The 17,527-nt window shown below is 68.5% G+C and carries 17 protein-coding genes; 16 read left to right on the top strand and 1 reads right to left on the bottom strand.

The annotated features are described in order from the left end of the window. Positions 1–226 precede the first annotated feature (226 nt). Positions 227–2,224, top strand: coding sequence for a transcription termination factor Rho (rho, locus tag IG08_RS0105705; RefSeq protein ID WP_030596976.1), 1,998 nt, complete (start codon positions 227–229; stop codon positions 2,222–2,224). 219 nt (positions 2,225–2,443) lie between these two features. On the opposite strand, the gene IG08_RS61150 is transcribed toward rho, so the two are convergent. After that, positions 2,444–2,725, bottom strand: a complete 282-nt coding sequence (locus tag IG08_RS61150) for a hypothetical protein (protein ID WP_234342809.1) — start codon at positions 2,723–2,725, stop codon at positions 2,444–2,446. Between IG08_RS61150 and IG08_RS0105700 the strand changes: the two genes are divergently transcribed. From IG08_RS0105700 to atpA, 15 genes are all read left to right on the top strand, one after another. Continuing rightward, on the top strand, positions 2,709–4,223 hold the full coding sequence (locus IG08_RS0105700; protein WP_234342808.1) for a trypsin-like serine protease: 1,515 nt from the start codon (positions 2,709–2,711) through the stop codon (positions 4,221–4,223). The two genes, IG08_RS61150 and IG08_RS0105700, sit on opposite strands and share 17 nt — an antisense overlap. 209 nt (positions 4,224–4,432) lie before the next feature. Next, positions 4,433–5,572 (top strand): LCP family protein, encoded by a 1,140-nt coding sequence (locus IG08_RS0105695; protein ID WP_030596973.1) that lies wholly within the window; start codon positions 4,433–4,435, stop codon positions 5,570–5,572. A gap of 170 nt (positions 5,573–5,742) precedes the next feature. Further along, the gene (gene rpmE / locus IG08_RS0105690; RefSeq protein ID WP_030596971.1) at positions 5,743–5,964 is read left to right on the top strand and encodes a 50S ribosomal protein L31; all 222 of its coding nucleotides are present in this window, start codon (positions 5,743–5,745) and stop codon (positions 5,962–5,964) included. 119 nt (positions 5,965–6,083) lie between these two features. Continuing rightward, positions 6,084–7,160 carry a peptide chain release factor 1 gene (gene prfA / locus IG08_RS0105685; protein ID WP_030596970.1) on the top strand — a complete coding sequence of 359 codons (1,077 nt, stop codon included), beginning with the start codon at positions 6,084–6,086 and terminating at the stop codon, positions 7,158–7,160. A 41-nt stretch (positions 7,161–7,201) separates the two neighbouring features. Then, the gene (gene prmC, locus IG08_RS0105680) at positions 7,202–8,047 is read left to right on the top strand and encodes a peptide chain release factor N(5)-glutamine methyltransferase (RefSeq protein ID WP_030596968.1); all 846 of its coding nucleotides are present in this window, start codon (positions 7,202–7,204) and stop codon (positions 8,045–8,047) included. A gap of 55 nt (positions 8,048–8,102) precedes the next feature. Beyond that, the gene (locus IG08_RS0105675) at positions 8,103–8,750 is read left to right on the top strand and encodes an L-threonylcarbamoyladenylate synthase (RefSeq protein ID WP_030596966.1); all 648 of its coding nucleotides are present in this window, start codon (positions 8,103–8,105) and stop codon (positions 8,748–8,750) included. Next, positions 8,747–9,415, top strand: coding sequence for an arsenate reductase/protein-tyrosine-phosphatase family protein (locus tag IG08_RS0105670; RefSeq protein ID WP_030596965.1), 669 nt, complete (start codon positions 8,747–8,749; stop codon positions 9,413–9,415). Before IG08_RS0105675 ends, IG08_RS0105670 begins: the two co-directional genes overlap by 4 nt. Before the next feature lie 171 nt (positions 9,416–9,586). Beyond that, complete coding sequence (locus IG08_RS0105665; RefSeq protein WP_030596963.1) at positions 9,587–10,828, top strand: serine hydroxymethyltransferase; 1,242 nt, start codon at positions 9,587–9,589, stop codon at positions 10,826–10,828. A gap of 129 nt (positions 10,829–10,957) precedes the next feature. After that, positions 10,958–12,301, top strand: coding sequence for an MraY family glycosyltransferase (locus IG08_RS0105660; protein ID WP_030596962.1), 1,344 nt, complete (start codon positions 10,958–10,960; stop codon positions 12,299–12,301). A 311-nt stretch (positions 12,302–12,612) separates the two neighbouring features. Continuing rightward, positions 12,613–13,050 (top strand): Cg1360 family ATP-synthase-associated protein, encoded by a 438-nt coding sequence (locus IG08_RS0105655; RefSeq protein ID WP_030596960.1) that lies wholly within the window; start codon positions 12,613–12,615, stop codon positions 13,048–13,050. Positions 13,051–13,275: 225 nt separating this feature from the next. Then, a complete protein-coding gene (gene atpB / locus IG08_RS0105650; protein ID WP_030596958.1) occupies positions 13,276–14,097 on the top strand; it encodes a F0F1 ATP synthase subunit A in 822 nt (273 codons plus the stop codon). Positions 14,098–14,171: 74 nt separating this feature from the next. Then, positions 14,172–14,408 (top strand): ATP synthase subunit c family protein, encoded by a 237-nt coding sequence (locus IG08_RS0105645; protein WP_019060721.1) that lies wholly within the window; start codon positions 14,172–14,174, stop codon positions 14,406–14,408. A gap of 41 nt (positions 14,409–14,449) precedes the next feature. Beyond that, entirely contained in the window at positions 14,450–14,995 is a 546-nt protein-coding gene (locus IG08_RS0105640; RefSeq protein ID WP_030596957.1) for a F0F1 ATP synthase subunit B, read from the top strand. Further along, on the top strand, positions 14,992–15,807 hold the full coding sequence (locus IG08_RS0105635; protein ID WP_030596956.1) for a F0F1 ATP synthase subunit delta: 816 nt from the start codon (positions 14,992–14,994) through the stop codon (positions 15,805–15,807). The genes IG08_RS0105640 and IG08_RS0105635 overlap by 4 nt, the downstream gene beginning before the upstream one ends. A gap of 123 nt (positions 15,808–15,930) precedes the next feature. Beyond that, positions 15,931–17,523 (top strand): F0F1 ATP synthase subunit alpha, encoded by a 1,593-nt coding sequence (gene atpA / locus IG08_RS0105630; RefSeq protein WP_030596955.1) that lies wholly within the window; start codon positions 15,931–15,933, stop codon positions 17,521–17,523. The last annotated feature ends 4 nt before the right edge of the window (positions 17,524–17,527 follow it).

Here is a 17,527-nt window from a genome sequence, read left to right as displayed (position 1 = left end):
ACGCGAGCACTGAGCGACTTGCCGGGCACGCTCCGGAACCGGTGCTCCCAAGCCACGTGACACGGAAAGTCAGTGTCATGGCTCCGGGAAGTGCCGTCACCACATTCCTCCGCCGCTTAGGCGGACCACCGCCCCGGCACGGTCCACAAGGATGGGACCGCCGTCGGACAGCACAACCGGTCGCCGAGCCAGACAGGCCGACGTCCGCTCCAGGGAAGGACCCTTCGTGAGCGACACCACCGATCTGATGGGCGCACGTGTCGAGGAGACCGCTGCCGCGCCCGCCACGGACGCCTCCGCGCCTGCCACCGGTGCCGGCTCCCGGCGGCGCCGCGGTACCGGCCTCGACGGCATGGTGCTGGCCGAGCTGCAGCAGGTCGCATCCGGCCTCGGCATCAAGGGCACGGGCCGTATGCGCAAGAGCCAGTTGATCGAGGTCATCAAGGAGGCGCAGGCGGGCGGGGGTGCCGCGGCCCCGAAGGCTGCAACTCCCGCTGGGGACGCCACCGAGACCAAGCCCAAGCGCCGCGCCACCTCCAAGGCTCGTACGGGCGACGCCGCCGCCGAGAAGAAGGCGGAGGCGAAGGCCGAGGCCCCCGCCGAGAAGGCCGTGGCCCAGCAGCAGATCGAGATCCCCGGCCAGCCGGCCAGCGAGGACGCTCCCGCGGATCGCCGCCGTCGCCGCGCCACCGCCGAGGCGGGCAGCCCCGAGACGGTCACCGCCGAGGCGAAGAGCGAGCCGAAGGCCGAGGCGCCCGCGCAGGCCCAGCCGCAGGGCGACGCCGGTGACGGCGAGGGCCGTGGCCGTCGCGACCGCCGTGAGCGCGGCCGCGACCGCGGTGAGCGCAGCGACCGTGGCGACCGCCGCAAGGGCGACGACCAGCAGGGCCAGGGCGGTCAGCGCCAGCAGCAGAACCAGCAGCAGGGCGGCGGTCGTCAGGACCGCCAGCAGCGGGACAACGGCCCGCAGGACGACGACGACTTCGAGGGTGGCCGCCGTGGCCGTCGGGGCCGTTACCGGGACCGCCGTGGCCGTCGTGGCCGCGACGAGATCGGCAGCCCCGAGCCGCAGCTCGCCGACGACGATGTCCTGATCCCCGTCGCGGGCATCCTCGACATCCTCGACAACTACGCGTTCATCCGTACGTCGGGCTACCTGCCGGGTCCCAACGACGTGTACGTCTCCCTCGCCCAGGTCCGCAAGAACGGCCTGCGCAAGGGTGACCACGTCACCGGTGCCGTGCGTCAGCCCAAGGACGGCGAGCGTCGCGAGAAGTTCAACGCGCTGGTCCGCCTCGACTCCGCGAACGGCATGGCCGCCGAATCCGGGCGCGGGCGGCCGGAGTTCAACAAGCTCACGCCGCTGTACCCGCAGGACCGCCTCCGTCTGGAGACGGACCCGGGCATCCTCACCACCCGCATCATCGACCTCGTCGCGCCGATCGGTAAGGGCCAGCGCGGTCTGATCGTGGCCCCGCCGAAGACCGGCAAGACCATGATCCTGCAGGCGATCGCCAACGCGATCACCGTCAACAACCCCGAGTGCCACCTGATGGTCGTCCTGGTCGACGAGCGTCCGGAAGAGGTGACCGACATGCAGCGGTCGGTGAAGGGCGAGGTCATCTCCTCGACCTTCGACCGCCCGGCCGAGGACCACACCACGGTCGCCGAGCTGGCGATCGAGCGTGCGAAGCGTCTGGTCGAGCTCGGCCACGACGTCGTCGTGCTGCTGGACTCGATCACGCGTCTGGGCCGTGCGTACAACCTGGCTGCGCCCGCCTCCGGCCGCATCCTCTCCGGTGGTGTCGACTCGACCGCGCTGTACCCGCCGAAGCGCTTCTTCGGTGCGGCCCGCAACATCGAGGACGGTGGCTCGCTCACCATCCTCGCCACCGCTCTGGTGGACACCGGGTCCCGCATGGACGAGGTGATCTTCGAGGAGTTCAAGGGCACGGGTAACGCCGAGCTGAAGCTCGACCGGAAGCTCGCCGACAAGCGGATCTTCCCGGCCGTCGACGTCGACGCGTCCGGTACCCGTAAGGAAGAGATCCTGCTCGGCAGCGATGAGCTGGCGATCACCTGGAAGCTGCGTCGGGTGCTGCATGCGCTTGACTCGCAGCAGGCGATTGAGTTGCTGCTCGACAAGATGAAGCAGACGAAGTCGAATGCGGAGTTCCTGCTGCAGATTCAGAAGACGACGCCTACGCCTGGTAATGGTGACTAGTCGCCGTTGAGCTTGCGGCTGAGTTGTCGGCTGCGGGTTCGTCGTGGCTTGTCGCGCCCCGCGGCGGAGCCGCAAATCGATACAGTCCCGCGCCCCTTAGCGGCGTTTTGGCCGCCCCCTGTTCAACAGGGGGCGGCCCTTTTTGCTGTTCATCTGCGGGGTACGATCACGCCCTTCGGTCGGTTATGCGACCGGTAACTCGTGATCCCTAGGGGGGACTTACGTGGGCATACGCATGTCCGGGGGCAGACGGATCGTTCTGCCGGTGGCGGCGATCGTCGCCGCTCTGTCGTTGATGACACCCGCGAGCGCGGCCACCACCTCGCCCGAGCCGCAGGCGCCCGCCGCCACTGCCGTCGATACGCCCTCGCAGGCCGAGTTGGAGCAGCGGATCGCCCGCGCGATGGCCGCCGAGGACACATCGGGCACGACCCGGTCGACGATGAGCAGCGGGACGAGCAGCAGCACCGCCACCATCGAGCCGATGGTCATCGGTGGCACGACCACCACCATCACCAAGGCGCCCTGGATGGCGCAGCTCTGGTACGTCGACGACCAGGGCACCACCGACGAGAGCGACGACACCGGGTTCTTCTGCGGGGGCGCAGTCATCGCGCCGACGAAGATCCTGACCGCCGCACACTGCGTCGTGGGGGCCGACTGGAAGACGGGCGGCACCGTCGTCACCGGCACGTCGCAGCTGCCCTCGGACGGCGATCTGCACGGCGGCACCGCCAGCGCCGTACTGCGGCAGTGGTCGCACCCGTCGTACGACGCGGACACCATCGACAACGACATCGCGGTGCTCACGCTGGCCAGTCCCGTCACGGCCACGCCGATCCGTATGGCGACGTCCGGCGACACCGCCTCGTACGCGTCGGGGACCAGCGCCAAGGTCTACGGCTGGGGGCGTACCAGCTCCACCAGCGACGACATCTCCGAGACGCTGAAGACGGCCACGCTGCCCATCAAGTCCGACGCGACCTGCGCCGGTGCCTACGGGGACTGGTTCATCAAGGGCCACATGGTCTGCGCCGGCACGGCCGCCAGCGGCAGCGACTCCGGTACGACCGCCATCTGCAGCGGTGACTCCGGCGGGCCGCTCGTCGTGAACAACCGGATCGTCGGCGTCGTCTCCTGGAACGTGAAGGACTGCGTCTACAAGGGCGCCTACAGCGTCTTCACCAAGGTCAGCAAGTATGTCGGCGCCGCCTATCCGCGCGTCGACGACACCAACCTCAGCTTCGACCACAAGGCCGACCTGTGGGTGCGCAACTCCTCCACCAAGACCGGCTACGAGATGGACTCCAAGGGCACGTCCCTCGGCGCCCGCCAGTCCTGGGGCAGCTGGAGCGGGGTGAACCTGGTCCGGCAGACCGACCTCAACCGGGACGGCTTCCAGGACTTCGTCTACCGCGTGGCCGCCACGGGTGACATCTACTGGTACCGGTTCGTCCCCGCCACCAACAGCTGGGCCGACCCGAAGAAGATCTTCACCGGCTGGAAGACCCGCACCCGCGTCGTCACGCCCGGAGACGTCACCGGCGACTACAAGGCCGACCTGCTCTCCGTCGACTCCGCGGGCGTCCTGTGGATCTACCCGGGCAAGGGCGACGGCACCTTCGCGACCCGGGTGAAGGTCGGCTCGGGCTGGTACCAGTACAACGCCCTGCTCGGACACGGCGACTTCACCGGCGACGGCAAGACCGACCTGATCGCGCGGGCCAAGAGCACCGGGGACGTCTACCTGTACAAGGGCGCCGGCAAGTCCGGCACGGGCGCCTTTGCGACCCGTATCAAGGTCCGCAAGGCCTGGACCGGCTACAACGCCTTCGACACCGTCGGAGACGTCACGGGTGACGGCCGCGCCGACCTGCTCGCTCGCACCCCTGCCGGCACGCTCTACCTGTACAAGGGCACCGGCAAGGCGACCAGCGAGATCTTTGCCACAAGGATCTCCGTCGGTACCAGTTTCAAGCAGTACGACATCTTCGGCTGAAACCGCAGGTGAGCGGGGTTTCACCCCGAATAGCCCGTTACGCACTGTGGCCACCGTTTCACAGGGTGGTCACAGTGCGTTGTGCAACCCTTTCCCGAGTTTCGCCGTCTGACCAGGCGGAGCGACGATGGGGCGGTACGCGTCTTCTTCCCGAGTACGCCTGACCCTGAAAGCAGGGGGTAACCGACCGAACGAGATTCGAGGAGCGTATGTCCGCCGAGAGCACGCCGGAACCCGGCATACCGGGTGACACCGGCAAGACCGGCCCCCGCCACCGCGGGAAGGGCCGCCGCCGCAAGACCCGCAGCAAGGGTCGCAAGGGCCTGATGATCACGGCCTGGACCGCTGCGGGCATCGTCGTGCTGGGCGGCACCGGAGCCGGCTACCTGTACTTCAAGCTCAACGGCAACATCAAGAGCGTCGACATCGACTCCGCCCTCGGTACGGCCCGGCCGACGAAGGTCGACAACGGCTCCGAGAACATCCTCGTCCTCGGCTCGGACACCCGCTCCGGCTCCAACAAGAAGCTCGGCGGCGGCACCGACGACGGCAGCGCCCGTTCCGACACGGCGATGGTCATTCACGTGTACGAGGGCCACAAGAAGGCCAGCGTGGTCTCCATACCGCGCGACACCATCATCGACCGGCCCGAGTGCACCGAGACCGACGGCACCGAGCACGACGCCGCCACGGGCGTGATGTTCAACTCCGCGTACACCACCGGCGGCGCGGCCTGCGCGGTGAAGACCGTCGAGTCCATCACCGGCATCCGCATGGACCACTATCTGGAAGTCGACTTCAGCGGCTTCGAGAAGCTCATCGACGACCTCGGCGGGGTCAAGGTCACCACGACCAAGGACATCAACGACTCCGACAGCCACCTGAACCTGAAGGCCGGCACCCACACGCTCACCGGCGAGCAGGCCCTCGGCCTCGTCCGCACCCGGCACGGTGTCGGCGACGGCTCCGACCTCGGCCGTATCCAGCTTCAGCAGGCCTTCATCAAGGCCCTGGTCAACCAGGTCAAGGACGTCGGCGTCCTGACCAACCCGAAGAAGCTGTACGACATCGCCAACACCGCGACCAAGGCCGTCACCACCGACTCCGACCTCGGCTCGGTCAACAAGCTGGTGTCCTTCGCGGGCGGCCTCAAGGGCATCAGCTCCTCCAACATGCACATGGTCACGATGCCGGTCCAGTACGACCCCGCGAACCCCAACCGCGTGCTCGTCGAGGAGGCGAAGGCCAAGCAGGTGTGGACCGCCCTGAAGAACGACCGGACGATCCCCAAGAGCGCCACCGCAGGAACGGCCACCGGCCAGGCCAAGGGCGTGGTGACGTCCTCCTAGGGGCGCGGGGAACCGCGCGCCCAGCCCCCACCGGCCCACGGGGAATAGATCCCGGTGACCCCTCGTTTTGGGGGATGGCCCCAGTCCTGGCAGACTGGTACGTCGGCTCCGGTTCACGCCTCCGCAATCCGCGGTTGCGACCCGGCGCCCTCCCGAAACTAGGAGACACCTTGAAGCGCGACATCCACCCCGAGTACGTCGAGACGCAGGTCAGCTGCACCTGTGGCGCGTCGTTCACCACCCGTAGCACGATCTCCAGCGGCGCCATCCGCGCCGAGGTCTGCTCCGAGTGCCACCCGTTCTACACGGGCAAGCAGAAGATCCTCGACACCGGTGGCCGTGTGGCCCGCTTCGAGGCCCGCTTCGGCAAGGCTGCTGCCTCCAAGAAGTAGCGAGCTCCAGATCGCCGGTCCACGGCCGCGCCCCCTTCCAGGGCGTGCCGGGACCGGCGTTTTTGGTCGCCTGCCTTCCCCTTTTCTTTCGCAGCACTTTCGCAGCACAGGAGCCAGAGATGTTCGAGGCCGTCGAGGAACTCGTCGGTGAGCACGCCGACCTGGAGACGAAGCTCGCCGACCCGTCGGTGCACTCCGACCAGGCCAACGCGCGCAAGCTGAACAAGCGCTACGCCGAGCTCACCCCGATCGTCGCCACGTACCGCTCCTGGAAGCAGACCGGCGACGACATCGAGACCGCGCGTGAACTCGGCGCCGACGACCCGGAGTTCGCGGCCGAGGTCAAGGAGCTGGAGAAGGCCCGCGAGGAGCTGACGGAGAAGCTGCGCCTTCTCCTCGTTCCGCGCGACCCCAACGACGACAAGGACGTCATCCTGGAGGTCAAGGCGGGCGCGGGCGGCGACGAGTCGGCCCTGTTCGCCGGTGACCTCCTGCGGATGTACCTCCGCTACGCCGAGCGCGTCGGCTGGAAGACCGAGATCATCGACGCCACCGAGTCCGAGCTGGGCGGCTACAAGGACGTCCAGGTCGCCGTGAAGACCAAGGGTGGCCAGGGCGCGACCGAGCCCGGGCAGGGCGTCTGGGCCCGGCTGAAGTACGAGGGCGGCGTGCACCGCGTGCAGCGCGTGCCGGCGACCGAGTCCCAGGGCCGTATCCACACCTCCGCGGCCGGTGTCCTCGTGACCCCCGAGGCCGAGGAGGTCGACGTCGAGATCAACCCGAACGACCTCCGCATCGACGTGTACCGGTCCTCCGGCCCCGGCGGCCAGTCCGTCAACACGACCGACTCCGCGGTGCGCATCACGCACATTCCCACCGGAGTCGTCGCCTCCTGCCAGAACGAGAAGAGCCAGCTGCAGAACAAGGAGCAGGCACTGCGTATCCTGCGCTCCAGGCTGCTCGCAGCGGCGCAGGAGGAGGCGGAGAAGAATGCCGCCGACGCCCGCCGCAGCCAGGTCCGCACCGTCGACCGCTCCGAGAAGATCCGCACGTACAACTTCCCGGAGAACCGCATCTCGGACCACCGCGTCGGCTTCAAGTCGTACAACCTGGACCAGGTCCTGGACGGCGACCTCGACGCGGTGATCCAGGCCTGCGTCGACGCGGACTCGGCGGCGAAGCTGGCGGCCGCGTAAGAGGCACGTACGCACGACCGAGTACGACACGGAGGACTTGCGTGAACCTGCTGCTCGCAGAGGTGGCCCAGGCCACCCAGCGGCTGGCCGACGCCGGCGTGCCCTCGCCGCGCAACGACGCGGAGGAGCTCGCCGCGTTCGTGCACGGCGTGAAGCGGGGCGAGCTGCACTCCGTGAAGGACGCGGACTTCGACGCCCGCTACTGGGAGACCATCGCGCGGCGCGAGCAGCGTGAGCCGCTCCAGCACATCACCGGCCGTGCCTTCTTCCGGTACTTGGAGCTCCAGGTCGGGCCGGGCGTCTTCGTCCCGCGTCCCGAGACGGAGTCCGTGGTCGGCTGGGCCATAGACGCCGTACGCGCGATGGACGTCGTGGAACCGCTGATCGTGGACCTGTGCACGGGCTCCGGCGCCATCGCGCTCGCCCTCGCCCAGGAGGTCCCGCGCTCCCGGGTGCACGCCGTGGAGCTGTCCGAGGACGCCCTCCAGTGGACCCGCAAGAACATGGAGGGGTCCAGGGTCGACCTGCGTCAGGGCAACGCCCTGGACGCCTTCCAGGACCTCGACGGCCAGGTCGACCTCGTCATCTCCAACCCGCCCTACATCCCGCTCACCGAATGGGAGTACGTCGCTCCCGAGGCGCGGGACTACGATCCCGAACTCGCCCTGTTCTCAGGGGAGGACGGCCTCGAACTCATCCGCGGCCTGGAACGCACCGCACACCGGTTGCTCCGCCCCGGCGGCGTCGTCGTCATCGAGCACGCCGACACCCAGGGCGGCCAGGTGCCGTGGATCTTCACCGAGGAGCGGGGCTGGGCCGACGCGGCCGACCACCCGGACCTCAACAACCGCCCCCGGTTCGCGACGGCCCGCAAGGCGATGCCGTGACCACCCACCAGACTTTCGACCCCCAGCAGTACGTGTACGAGGAGGCCCGCTAGATATGGCACGGCGATACGACACCAACGACGCGACCGACCGTTCGACCGGTCTGCGCGAAGCCGCGTCCGCCGTCCGCCGTGGCGAGCTCGTGGTCCTCCCGACCGACACGGTGTACGGCATCGGCGCCGACGCGTTCTCCTCGGAAGCGGTGCACGACCTGCTGGAGGCCAAGGGCCGGGGCCGCAACATGCCCACCCCTGTCCTCATCGGCTCCCCGAACACCCTGCACGGCCTCGTCACGGACTTCTCCGAGCTCGCCTGGGAGCTCGTTGACGCCTTCTGGCCGGGCGCGCTCACGCTCGTCGCCAAGCACCAGCCGTCCCTGCAGTGGGACCTGGGGGACACCCGTGGCACGGTTGCCGTGCGCATGCCGCTGCACCCCGTCGCCATCGAGCTGCTGACCGAGGTCGGCCCCATGGCGGTCTCCTCGGCGAACCTGACGGGCCACCCGGCGCCGGAGGACTGTGACGCCGCGCAGGAGATGCTCGGCGACTCCGTGTCCGTGTACCTGGACGGCGGGCCGACCCCCGGCAACGTCCCGTCGTCGATCGTCGACGTCACCCGTGAGGTACCCCTGCTCCTCCGCGCGGGCGCCATCTCCGCCGACGAGCTCAGGAAGGTCGTACCCGACCTCGAGGTGGCGAATTGACGGCCCCTGACGCGGGGCGTGGCATAGGCAACGGGGAAGAGACGGGCACCTTCGGGCTCCCTCTCGACAGCTTCCGCATCCTCCACGTCAGCACCGGCAACGTGTGCCGCTCGCCGATCACCGAGCGGCTGACCCGGCATGCCCTGGCGGACCGGCTCGGCGACCCGCTGTGGGGCGGGCTGATCGTGGAGAGCGCGGGCACCTGGGGTCACGAGGGCGCGCCCATGGAGGCCAACGCGGAGGCCGTGCTGGCCGACTTCGGCGCGGACGCCTCCGGCTTCACCGGCCGCGAGCTCCTCGACGAGCACGTCATCATGGCCGACCTGGTCCTGACGGCGACCCGCGACCACCGCGCCCAGGTCATCTCCATGGGTCACTCGGCGGGCCTGCGCACCTTCACCCTGAAGGAGTTCACCCGCCTGGTGAAGGCGATAGACCCCGCTACCCTCCCTCCCCTTGAGGACGGCATGGTCGCACGCGCGCGTGCCCTGGTCCGGGCTGCCGCCGCTCTACGCGGGTGGCTCCTGGCCCCGACCGCCGAGGCGGACGAGGTGTTCGACCCGTACGGCGCACCGCTGACCTTCTTCCGGTCGATCGGGGACGAGATAAACCAGGCGCTGGATCCGGTGGTGACGGCGTTGACCGGGGTGCCGGCCCGGACGTAGGTGACTACCGGCGTCGCCCGGGTGGTTGCCCGGCGCTGCAGGCTGTGCCCACCCACCCCCATCGCCCCAGCGGAACGACTGCCCACAGCGGTTCAGGACGCCAACACCGGGCGCCTCCGACGCCTCCGGCCTACATTGGACGTACGTCACCGTCGACGCCCGGAGTCCACCATGTCGGTCACCCATGCCCCCGAGACCGCCGACGTCCTGCGGCGGCAGGACCCCGAGCTGGCCGAGATCCTGCTCGGGGAGCTCGACCGGCAGTCGTCGACGCTGCAGCTGATCGCCGCCGAGAACTTCACCTCGCCGGCCGTGCTGGCCGCGCTCGGCTCACCGCTCGCCAACAAGTACGCCGAGGGATATCCGGGCGCCCGTCACCACGGCGGCTGCGAGATCGTCGACGTCGCCGAGCGTCTCGCCGTAGACCGGGCGAAGGCCCTCTTCGGCGCCGAGCACGCCAACGTGCAGTCCCACTCCGGGTCGTCCGCCGTCCTCGCCGCGTACGCCGCCCTGCTGCGCCCCGGCGACACCGTGCTCGCCCTCGGCCTGCCCTACGGCGGTCACCTGACCCACGGCTCGCCCGCGAACTTCTCCGGCCGCTGGTTCGACTTCGTCGGGTACGGCGTCGACGCGGAGACCGGGCTCATCGACCACGAGCAAGTGCGGGCCCTGGCGCGAAACCACCGGCCCAAGGCCATCGTCTGCGGCTCCATCGCCTACCCCCGGCACATCGACTACGCCTTCTTCCGGGACGTCGCCGACGAGGTGGGCGCGTACCTGATCGCGGACGCCGCCCATCCCATCGGGCTCGTCGCCGGGGGAGCGGCGCCCAATCCGGTGCCGTACGCCGACGTCGTCTGCGCCACCACGCACAAGGTGCTGCGCGGGCCGCGCGGCGGGATGATCCTGTGCGGCGCCGATCTCGCCGAGCGGGTCGACCGGGCCGTCTTCCCGTTCACGCAGGGCGGCGCGCAGATGCACACGATCGCCGCCAAGGCCGTCGCGTTCGGCGAGGCGACAACACCGGCGTTCACCGCGTACGCCCATCAGGTGGTCGCCAATGCGAGGGTTCTCGCGGCGGGGCTGGCCGCCGAGGGGCTGGTCGTCACCACCGGCGGGACCGACACCCACCTGGTGACCGCCGATCCGGCGCCGCTCGGTGTCGACGGGCGGACGGCGAGAGGGCGGCTCGCGGCCGCCGGAATGGTGCTCGACTGCTGTGCGCTACCGCACGCGGACGCCCGCGGGCTGCGGCTGGGCACGGCGGCCGTGACCACGCAGGGGATGGGGCAGGAGCAGATGGCGCGGATCGCCGTACTGCTCGCGGGGGTGCTCAAGGGGGAGGCCGAGAGTCAGAAAACACGTGAAGAAGTGCGGGATCTGGTCGGTGGATTTCCGCCGTATCCGGCCTGAGCGGGGGTAGACGAGCCTGGGTGCACAGGCACACGTGCAACCATCTTCGATACCCGGAAGTCCCCAACCGTATGCGTCCATCGCTAGTGTGTGGGGCTGAGATGGCCAGCGAGACCTGTGGGGAAGCCCGTGCGTGAATACCTGCTGACGCTCTGCGTGACGGCCGCGGTGACGTATCTGCTGACAGGGCCGGTGCGTAAGTTCGCGATCGTGGCCGGAGCGATGCCGGAGATCAGGGCCCGTGACGTGCACCGGGAACCGACTCCGCGGCTCGGCGGGATCGCCATGTTCTTCGGCCTGTGCGCGGGCCTGCTGGTCGCGGACCACCTCACCAACCTCAACGAGGTGTTCTCCAAGTCGAACGAGCCCAGGGCGCTCCTGAGCGGCGCCGCCCTGATCTGGCTGATCGGCGTCCTGGACGACAAGTTCGAGATCGACGCCCTGATCAAGCTGGGCGGCCAGATGATCGCCGCCGGCGTCATGGTCATGCAGGGTCTGACGATCCTGTGGCTGCCCATCCCCGGCTTCGGCTCGGTCGCGCTGACCCAGTGGCAGGGCACCCTGCTGACGGTGGCGCTCGTCGTCATCACCATCAACGCGGTCAACTTCGTCGACGGCCTCGACGGCCTCGCGGCCGGCATGGTGTGCATCGCCTCGGCCGCGTTCTTCCTCTACGCCTACCGGGTCTGGGTGTCGTACGGCATCGAGGCCGCCGCCCCGGCCACGCTGTTCTCGGCGATCCTCATGGGCATGTGCCTCGGCTTCCTGCCGCACAACATGCACCCCGCGCGGATCTTCATGGGCGACTCCGGCTCGATGCTCATCGGCCTGGTGCTGGCGGCGGGTGCGATCTCCATCACGGGGCAGGTCGACCCGGACGCGCTGAAGCTGTTCGCCGGGTCCGAGAAGGCGGCCGTTCACCAGACGGTGCCGGTCTACATCCCGCTGCTGCTGCCGCTCACCATCATCGCGATCCCGGCGGCCGACCTGGTGCTGGCGATCGTGCGCCGCACCTGGAAGGGCCAGTCGCCGTTCGCGGCGGACCGGGGGCACCTGCACCACCGGCTCCTGGAGATCGGGCACTCGCACAGCCGGGCGGTGCTGATCATGTACTTCTGGTCGGCGCTGATCGCGTTCGGCGCGCTCGCCTACTCCGTGAACTCGGCGTCCATGTGGATCGTGCTGGGCGTGGTGTTCCTGAGTGCGATCGGTCTCCTGCTGCTTCTGCTGCCGCGCTTCACGCCGCGTGCCCCGCGCTGGGCCGAGGCCTTCGTGCCGCCGCGGTACCGCCGGCGTCGTACGGCGGCGGCGATGGTTCCCCCTCCGGCCGCGACCCCGGCACAGGCCGAGGAGAGCGCCGCGGAGGAACACCGCACTCCGGTGGCCGCGGGAGTGTCCGGTGTCAACGGAGCGACCGCCATCGGGGCCCGTTCGCGCTTCCTGGAGAGGCGTAAAGCGGGGACGTCGCGCTGACGCCCAAGGTAAGAATCTGACTAAAGCATTGCCAAAGCGTGGGGGACGAGTTGGGGTGCGAACGCCCCCAATACCAGACATACAGGCCGCTGTTCTGCACAGACGCGCAGCTTCACTCTCATGTGTGACACCGGGCACACCCACTTGGTAAAGACCGCATCAAATAGTTTGTGATACGGTTCACGAGAACCCCGGACAGAGCCGAAGGACCGCAGTGCGACGGTCCATTGGTGTGAGGCTCGGCCCTCGCCTCCGGGGCTACGCTCGTCCATGACGACACCCTGCCCCCCTGTGAAAGCGGAGTTGCCGCCATGCCGTCCAATGACGTCCGGATCCTCCTTCAGGCTGCTGTGCCCACAGCTGCCGTCGGCGCTGTTGCAGCCGTCGTCAGTGGTGTGGTCGCCGGTGGTAAAGGGGCGATCGGGGCGGCTGTCGCGACGGTGATCGTCATCCTCTTCATGGGAATCGGGCTCTACGTTCTGCAGCGCACTGCCAAATCGCTTCCGCACCTGTTCCAGGCGATGGGTCTGATGCTGTACGCGGCGCAGATTCTTCTGCTGTTCATCTTCATGGCCGCGTTCAAGAACACGACGCTGTTCAACCCCAAGGCCTTTGCGCTGACGCTGCTCGTCAGCACGCTCGCGTGGATCGGCGCCCAGGCGCGCGCCCACATGAAGGCCAAGATCCTCTATGTCGAACCCGACTCGGTGAAGGGTGACAACCCCACCAAAACCGGGCCATCGTCGTGAAGGGTAGGGGCGGGATAAGTGCGCGTAAGAGATCCTGCTATCGTCCGGTGCCAACTGCGGCATCGCGGGCGCGGGCATCTGAGCTGACGCCTGCTCAATCGCGAGGCTTGATGCCCCACAGCCGCCCCCACATCCGTAACACCAGTCCAGTGCCGAACCGCGGCTGCGCGCCGCGCCGACACAACGAGGTTGCCGTACCTATGCGCCACGCTGAAGGAGCCCGCGGTGAGTGCTGACCCGACGCAGGTGCTCGCCTTCGAGACCGACTGCCACATCTTCGACGGCTGTGGCTTCCCGGCTCCCGGCCTGCACTCGTTCCTGTTCGAGCCCCTCGTGGGCGACGCGGACAGCAGCGTCTACTTCAACAAGACGATGCTCTTGGCGCTGCTCGGCTCGGTCATTGTCATCGGCTTCTTCTGGGCCGCCTTCCGTAAGCCGAAGGTCGTTCCGGGCAAGCTGCAGATGGTCGCCGAGGCGGGTTACGACTTCATCCGCCGGGGCGTCGTCTACGAGACGATCGGCAAGAAGGAAGGCGAGAAGTACGTACCCCTGGTCGTCTCTCTGTTCTTCTTCATCTGGATGATGAACCTCTGGTCGATCATCCCGCTCGCCCAGTTCCCCGTGACGTCGATCATCGCGTACCCCGCTGTTCTCGCGGCGATCGTCTACGTCACGTGGGTCTCGCTGACTTTCAAGCGGCACGGATTCGTCGGGGCGTTCAAGAACTTCACCGGATACGACAAGTCGCTGGGCCCGGTTCTCCCGCTGGCCATGTTCATCGAGCTCCTCTCGAACCTGATCGTGCGGCCGTTCACGCACGCGGTGCGGCTCTTCGCGAACATGTTCGCCGGCCACACCCTGCTGCTGCTGTTCACGATCGCCAGCTGGTACCTGCTCAACGGCATCGGAATCGCCTACGCGGGTGTCTCGTTCGTCATGGTGATCGTCATGACGGCGTTTGAGCTGTTCATCCAGGCCCTGCAGGCATATGTATTCGTGCTTCTGACCTGCACCTTCATCCAGGGCGCGCTCGCCGAGCACCACTGAGCCACCCCCTGTAAAACCCCCTAAGCGTCCGGTGGTCAACCCCCGCCGGTCCGTACAGAGAAGGAAGAATCAGCATGGCTGCCACTGAGACCCTCGCCGCTGTCTCCGGCTCCCTCGGCTCCATCGGCTACGGCCTCGCCGCGATCGGCCCCGGCGTCGGCGTCGGCATCATCTTCGGTAACGGCACCCAGGCTCTTGCCCGTCAGCCCGAGGCTGCCGGCCTGATCCGTGCCAACCAGATTCTCGGCTTCGCCTTCTGTGAGGCGCTCGCCCTCATCGGCCTCGTCATGCCGTTCGTCTACGGCAAGTAGTCGTCGGATTCACGACAGCCCACTAGACGAAAGGCACTGATATGAGCCAGCTGCTCATTGTCGCGGCCGAGGAGATGGAAAATCCCCTCGTTCCGCCGATTCCCGAGCTGGTCATCGGCCTGATCGCCTTCGTCATCGTCTTCGGCTTCCTCGCCAAGAAGCTCCTCCCGAACATCAACAAGGTTCTGGAGCAGCGTCGCGAGGCGATCGAAGGCGGTATCGAGAAGGCCGAGGCCGCACAGACCGAGGCCCAGAGCGTCCTTGAGCAGTACAAGGCCCAGCTCGCCGAGGCCCGTCACGAGGCCGCGCGGCTGCGCCAGGAGGCGCAGGAGCAGGGCGCCACGCTCATCGCCGAGATGCGCGCGGAAGGCCAGCGGCAGCGTGAGGAGATCATCGCCGCCGGTCACGCCCAGATCGAGGCCGACCGTAAGGCCGCCTCTTCCGCGCTGCGCCAGGACGTCGGCAAGATCGCGACCGACCTGGCCGGCAAGCTCGTCGGCGAGTCCCTCGAGGACCACGCCCGGCAGAGCCGCGTCATCGACCGCTTCCTCGAGGACCTTGAGGAGAAGGCCGAGGCCGCGCGATGAACGGAGCGAGCCGCGAGGCCCTGGCAGCCGCACGTGAGCGTCTCGACGCGCTGACGGACAACACGTCCGTGGACGCGGGTTCGCTCGCCGCAGAGCTGGCCGGCGTCACCACGCTGCTCGACCGCGAGGTGTCGCTGCGTCGGGTCCTGACCGACCCGGCGCAGGCCGGCGAGGCCAAGGCCGAACTGGCCCAGCGCCTGCTCGGCGGCCAGGTCAGCGGTACGACCGCCGACCTGGTGGCCGGTCTGGTGCGCTCCCGCTGGTCGCAGTCGCGCGACCTGACGGACGCGCTGGAGCAGCTGGCGAACCTCGCCGACCTCACCGCCGCGCAGCAGCGGAACGCGCTCGACAACGTCGAGGACGAGCTCTTCCGGTTCGGCCGGATCGTCTCTTCGAACACCGAGCTGCGCGCCGCACTGACCAACCGCGCCGCGAAGGTGTCGGCCAAGGGCGAGCTGGTGAGCAGCCTGCTCGGCGGCCGCGCCGATGCGACGACCGAGCGTCTGGTGACGCGCCTTGTGACCGCGCCGCGGGGACGTAGCCTGGAAGCGGGACTGGAGTCCCTGTCCAAGCTCGCCGCCGATCGCCGGGATCGCATGGTCGCCGTCGTCACCTCGGCGGCTCCGCTGAGCGAACCGCAGAAGCAGCGCCTGGGCGCCGCCCTCGCGAAGCTCTACGGCCGCACGATGCACCTGAACCTGGACGTGGACCCCGAGGTCCTCGGAGGGATCCGGGTGCAGGTCGGCGACGAGGTCATCAACGGCTCGATCGCGGACCGCATCGAGGACGCCGGCCGCCGCGTGGCGGGCTAGCAGCAACTTCATAGCAGTACGTACTTACGACGGCCCGGTTGGGCCGTGCAGAAGAATCCTGGGGGTCGCCCCCAGACCCCCAAAGTGAAACTTCGGGCCCAACAAGGAGAGCAGGGAACCCAGATGGCGGAGCTCACGATCCGGCCGGAGGAGATCCGGGACGCGCTGGAGAACTTCGTCCAGTCGTACAAGCCGGACGCGGCCTCGCGCGAGGAGGTCGGCACGGTCACCCTTGCCGGCGACGGCATCGCGAAGGTCGAGGGTCTTCCCTCGGCCATGGCCAACGAACTGCTGAAGTTCGAGGACGGCACCCTCGGCCTCGCGCTCAACCTGGAAGAGCGCGAGATCGGCGCCATCGTCCTCGGTGAGTTCAGCGGCATCGAGGAGGGTCAGCCGGTCTCCCGTACCGGTGAGGTCCTCTCCGTGGCTGTCGGCGAGGGCTACCTCGGCCGCGTCGTCGACCCGCTCGGCGCCCCGATCGACGGCCTCGGCGAGATCGAGACCAGCGGTCGTCGTGCCCTTGAGCTGCAGGCTCCGGGCGTCATGGCCCGTAAGTCGGTGCACGAGCCGATGGAGACCGGCTACAAGGCCGTCGACGCGATGACCCCGGTCGGCCGTGGCCAGCGTCAGCTGATCATCGGTGACCGCCAGACCGGCAAGACCGCCCTGGCCGTCGACACGATCATCAACCAGCGCGACAACTGGCGCTCCGGCGACCCGAAGAAGCAGGTCCGCTGCGTCTACGTCGCCATCGGCCAGAAGGGCTCGACCATCGCCTCCGTGCGTGGCGCCCTGGAAGAGGCCGGCGCGCTGGAGTACACGACCATCGTCGCCGCCCCGGCGTCCGACCCGGCCGGCTTCAAGTACCTGGCGCCGTACACCGGTTCGGCCATCGGTCAGCAGTGGATGTACGAGGGCAAGCACGTCCTCATCATCTTCGACGACCTCTCGAAGCAGGCCGACGCCTACCGCGCCGTGTCCCTGCTGCTGCGCCGCCCGCCGGGCCGTGAGGCCTACCCGGGTGACGTCTTCTACCTGCACTCCCGTCTGCTGGAGCGCTGCGCGAAGCTCTCCGACGAGCTGGGTGCCGGCTCGATGACCGGTCTGCCGATCGTCGAGACCAAGGCCAACGACGTCTCGGCGTTCATCCCGACCAACGTCATCTCCATCACCGACGGCCAGTGCTTCCTGGAGTCGGACCTGTTCAACGCCGGTCAGCGCCCCGCGCTGAACGTCGGTATCTCCGTCTCCCGAGTCGGTGGTTCCGCGCAGCACAAGGCGATGAAGCAGGTTGCCGGCCGTCTCCGCCTGGACCTCGCCCAGTACCGTGAGCTGGAGGCGTTCGCCGCCTTCGGTTCCGACCTGGACGCCGCGTCGAAGGCGCAGCTGGAGCGCGGTCAGCGACTGGTCGAGCTGCTCAAGCAGGCTCAGTACCAGCCGATGCCGACCGAGGACCAGGTCGTCTCCGTCTGGGCCGGTACCACCGGCAAGATGGACGACGTTCCGGTCAACGACATCCGCCGCTTCGAGAAGGAGCTCCTGGAGTACCTGCACCGCAAGGAGCAGGGCCTCATGACCTCCATCAAGGAGGGCGGCAAGATGTCGGACGACACGCTCACCGCCATCGCCGACGGCATCGCGGACTTCAAGAAGCAGTTCGAGACCTCGGACGGCAAGCTTCTCGGCGAAGACGCGCCGGCCGCCACGGCCAAGTGACCAC

This window comes from Streptomyces fulvoviolaceus, assembly GCF_000718165.1.
Taxonomy (GTDB): domain Bacteria; phylum Actinomycetota; class Actinomycetes; order Streptomycetales; family Streptomycetaceae; genus Streptomyces; species Streptomyces fulvoviolaceus.
The sequence above is the reverse complement of the archived record's forward strand: the minus strand, read 5'-3'. Positions and strand labels throughout refer to the sequence as shown.

What these genes read in the sequence shown, in the direction of transcription:
- IG08_RS0105700 (WP_234342808.1), top strand. Translation starts at nt 2,709, where the DNA reads ATGGTCATCGGTGGCACGACCACCACCATCACCAAGGCGCCCTGGATG.
- IG08_RS0105695 (WP_030596973.1), top strand. Translation starts at nt 4,433, where the DNA reads ATGTCCGCCGAGAGCACGCCGGAACCCGGCATACCGGGTGACACCGGC.
- prfA (WP_030596970.1), top strand. Translation starts at nt 6,084, where the DNA reads ATGTTCGAGGCCGTCGAGGAACTCGTCGGTGAGCACGCCGACCTGGAG.
- IG08_RS0105675 (WP_030596966.1), top strand. Translation starts at nt 8,103, where the DNA reads ATGGCACGGCGATACGACACCAACGACGCGACCGACCGTTCGACCGGT.
- IG08_RS0105665 (WP_030596963.1), top strand. Translation starts at nt 9,587, where the DNA reads ATGTCGGTCACCCATGCCCCCGAGACCGCCGACGTCCTGCGGCGGCAG.
- IG08_RS0105655 (WP_030596960.1), top strand. Translation starts at nt 12,613, where the DNA reads ATGCCGTCCAATGACGTCCGGATCCTCCTTCAGGCTGCTGTGCCCACA.
- IG08_RS0105645 (WP_019060721.1), top strand. Translation starts at nt 14,172, where the DNA reads ATGGCTGCCACTGAGACCCTCGCCGCTGTCTCCGGCTCCCTCGGCTCC.
- IG08_RS0105640 (WP_030596957.1), top strand. Translation starts at nt 14,450, where the DNA reads ATGAGCCAGCTGCTCATTGTCGCGGCCGAGGAGATGGAAAATCCCCTC.
- IG08_RS0105635 (WP_030596956.1), top strand. Translation starts at nt 14,992, where the DNA reads ATGAACGGAGCGAGCCGCGAGGCCCTGGCAGCCGCACGTGAGCGTCTC.
- atpA (WP_030596955.1), top strand. Translation starts at nt 15,931, where the DNA reads ATGGCGGAGCTCACGATCCGGCCGGAGGAGATCCGGGACGCGCTGGAG.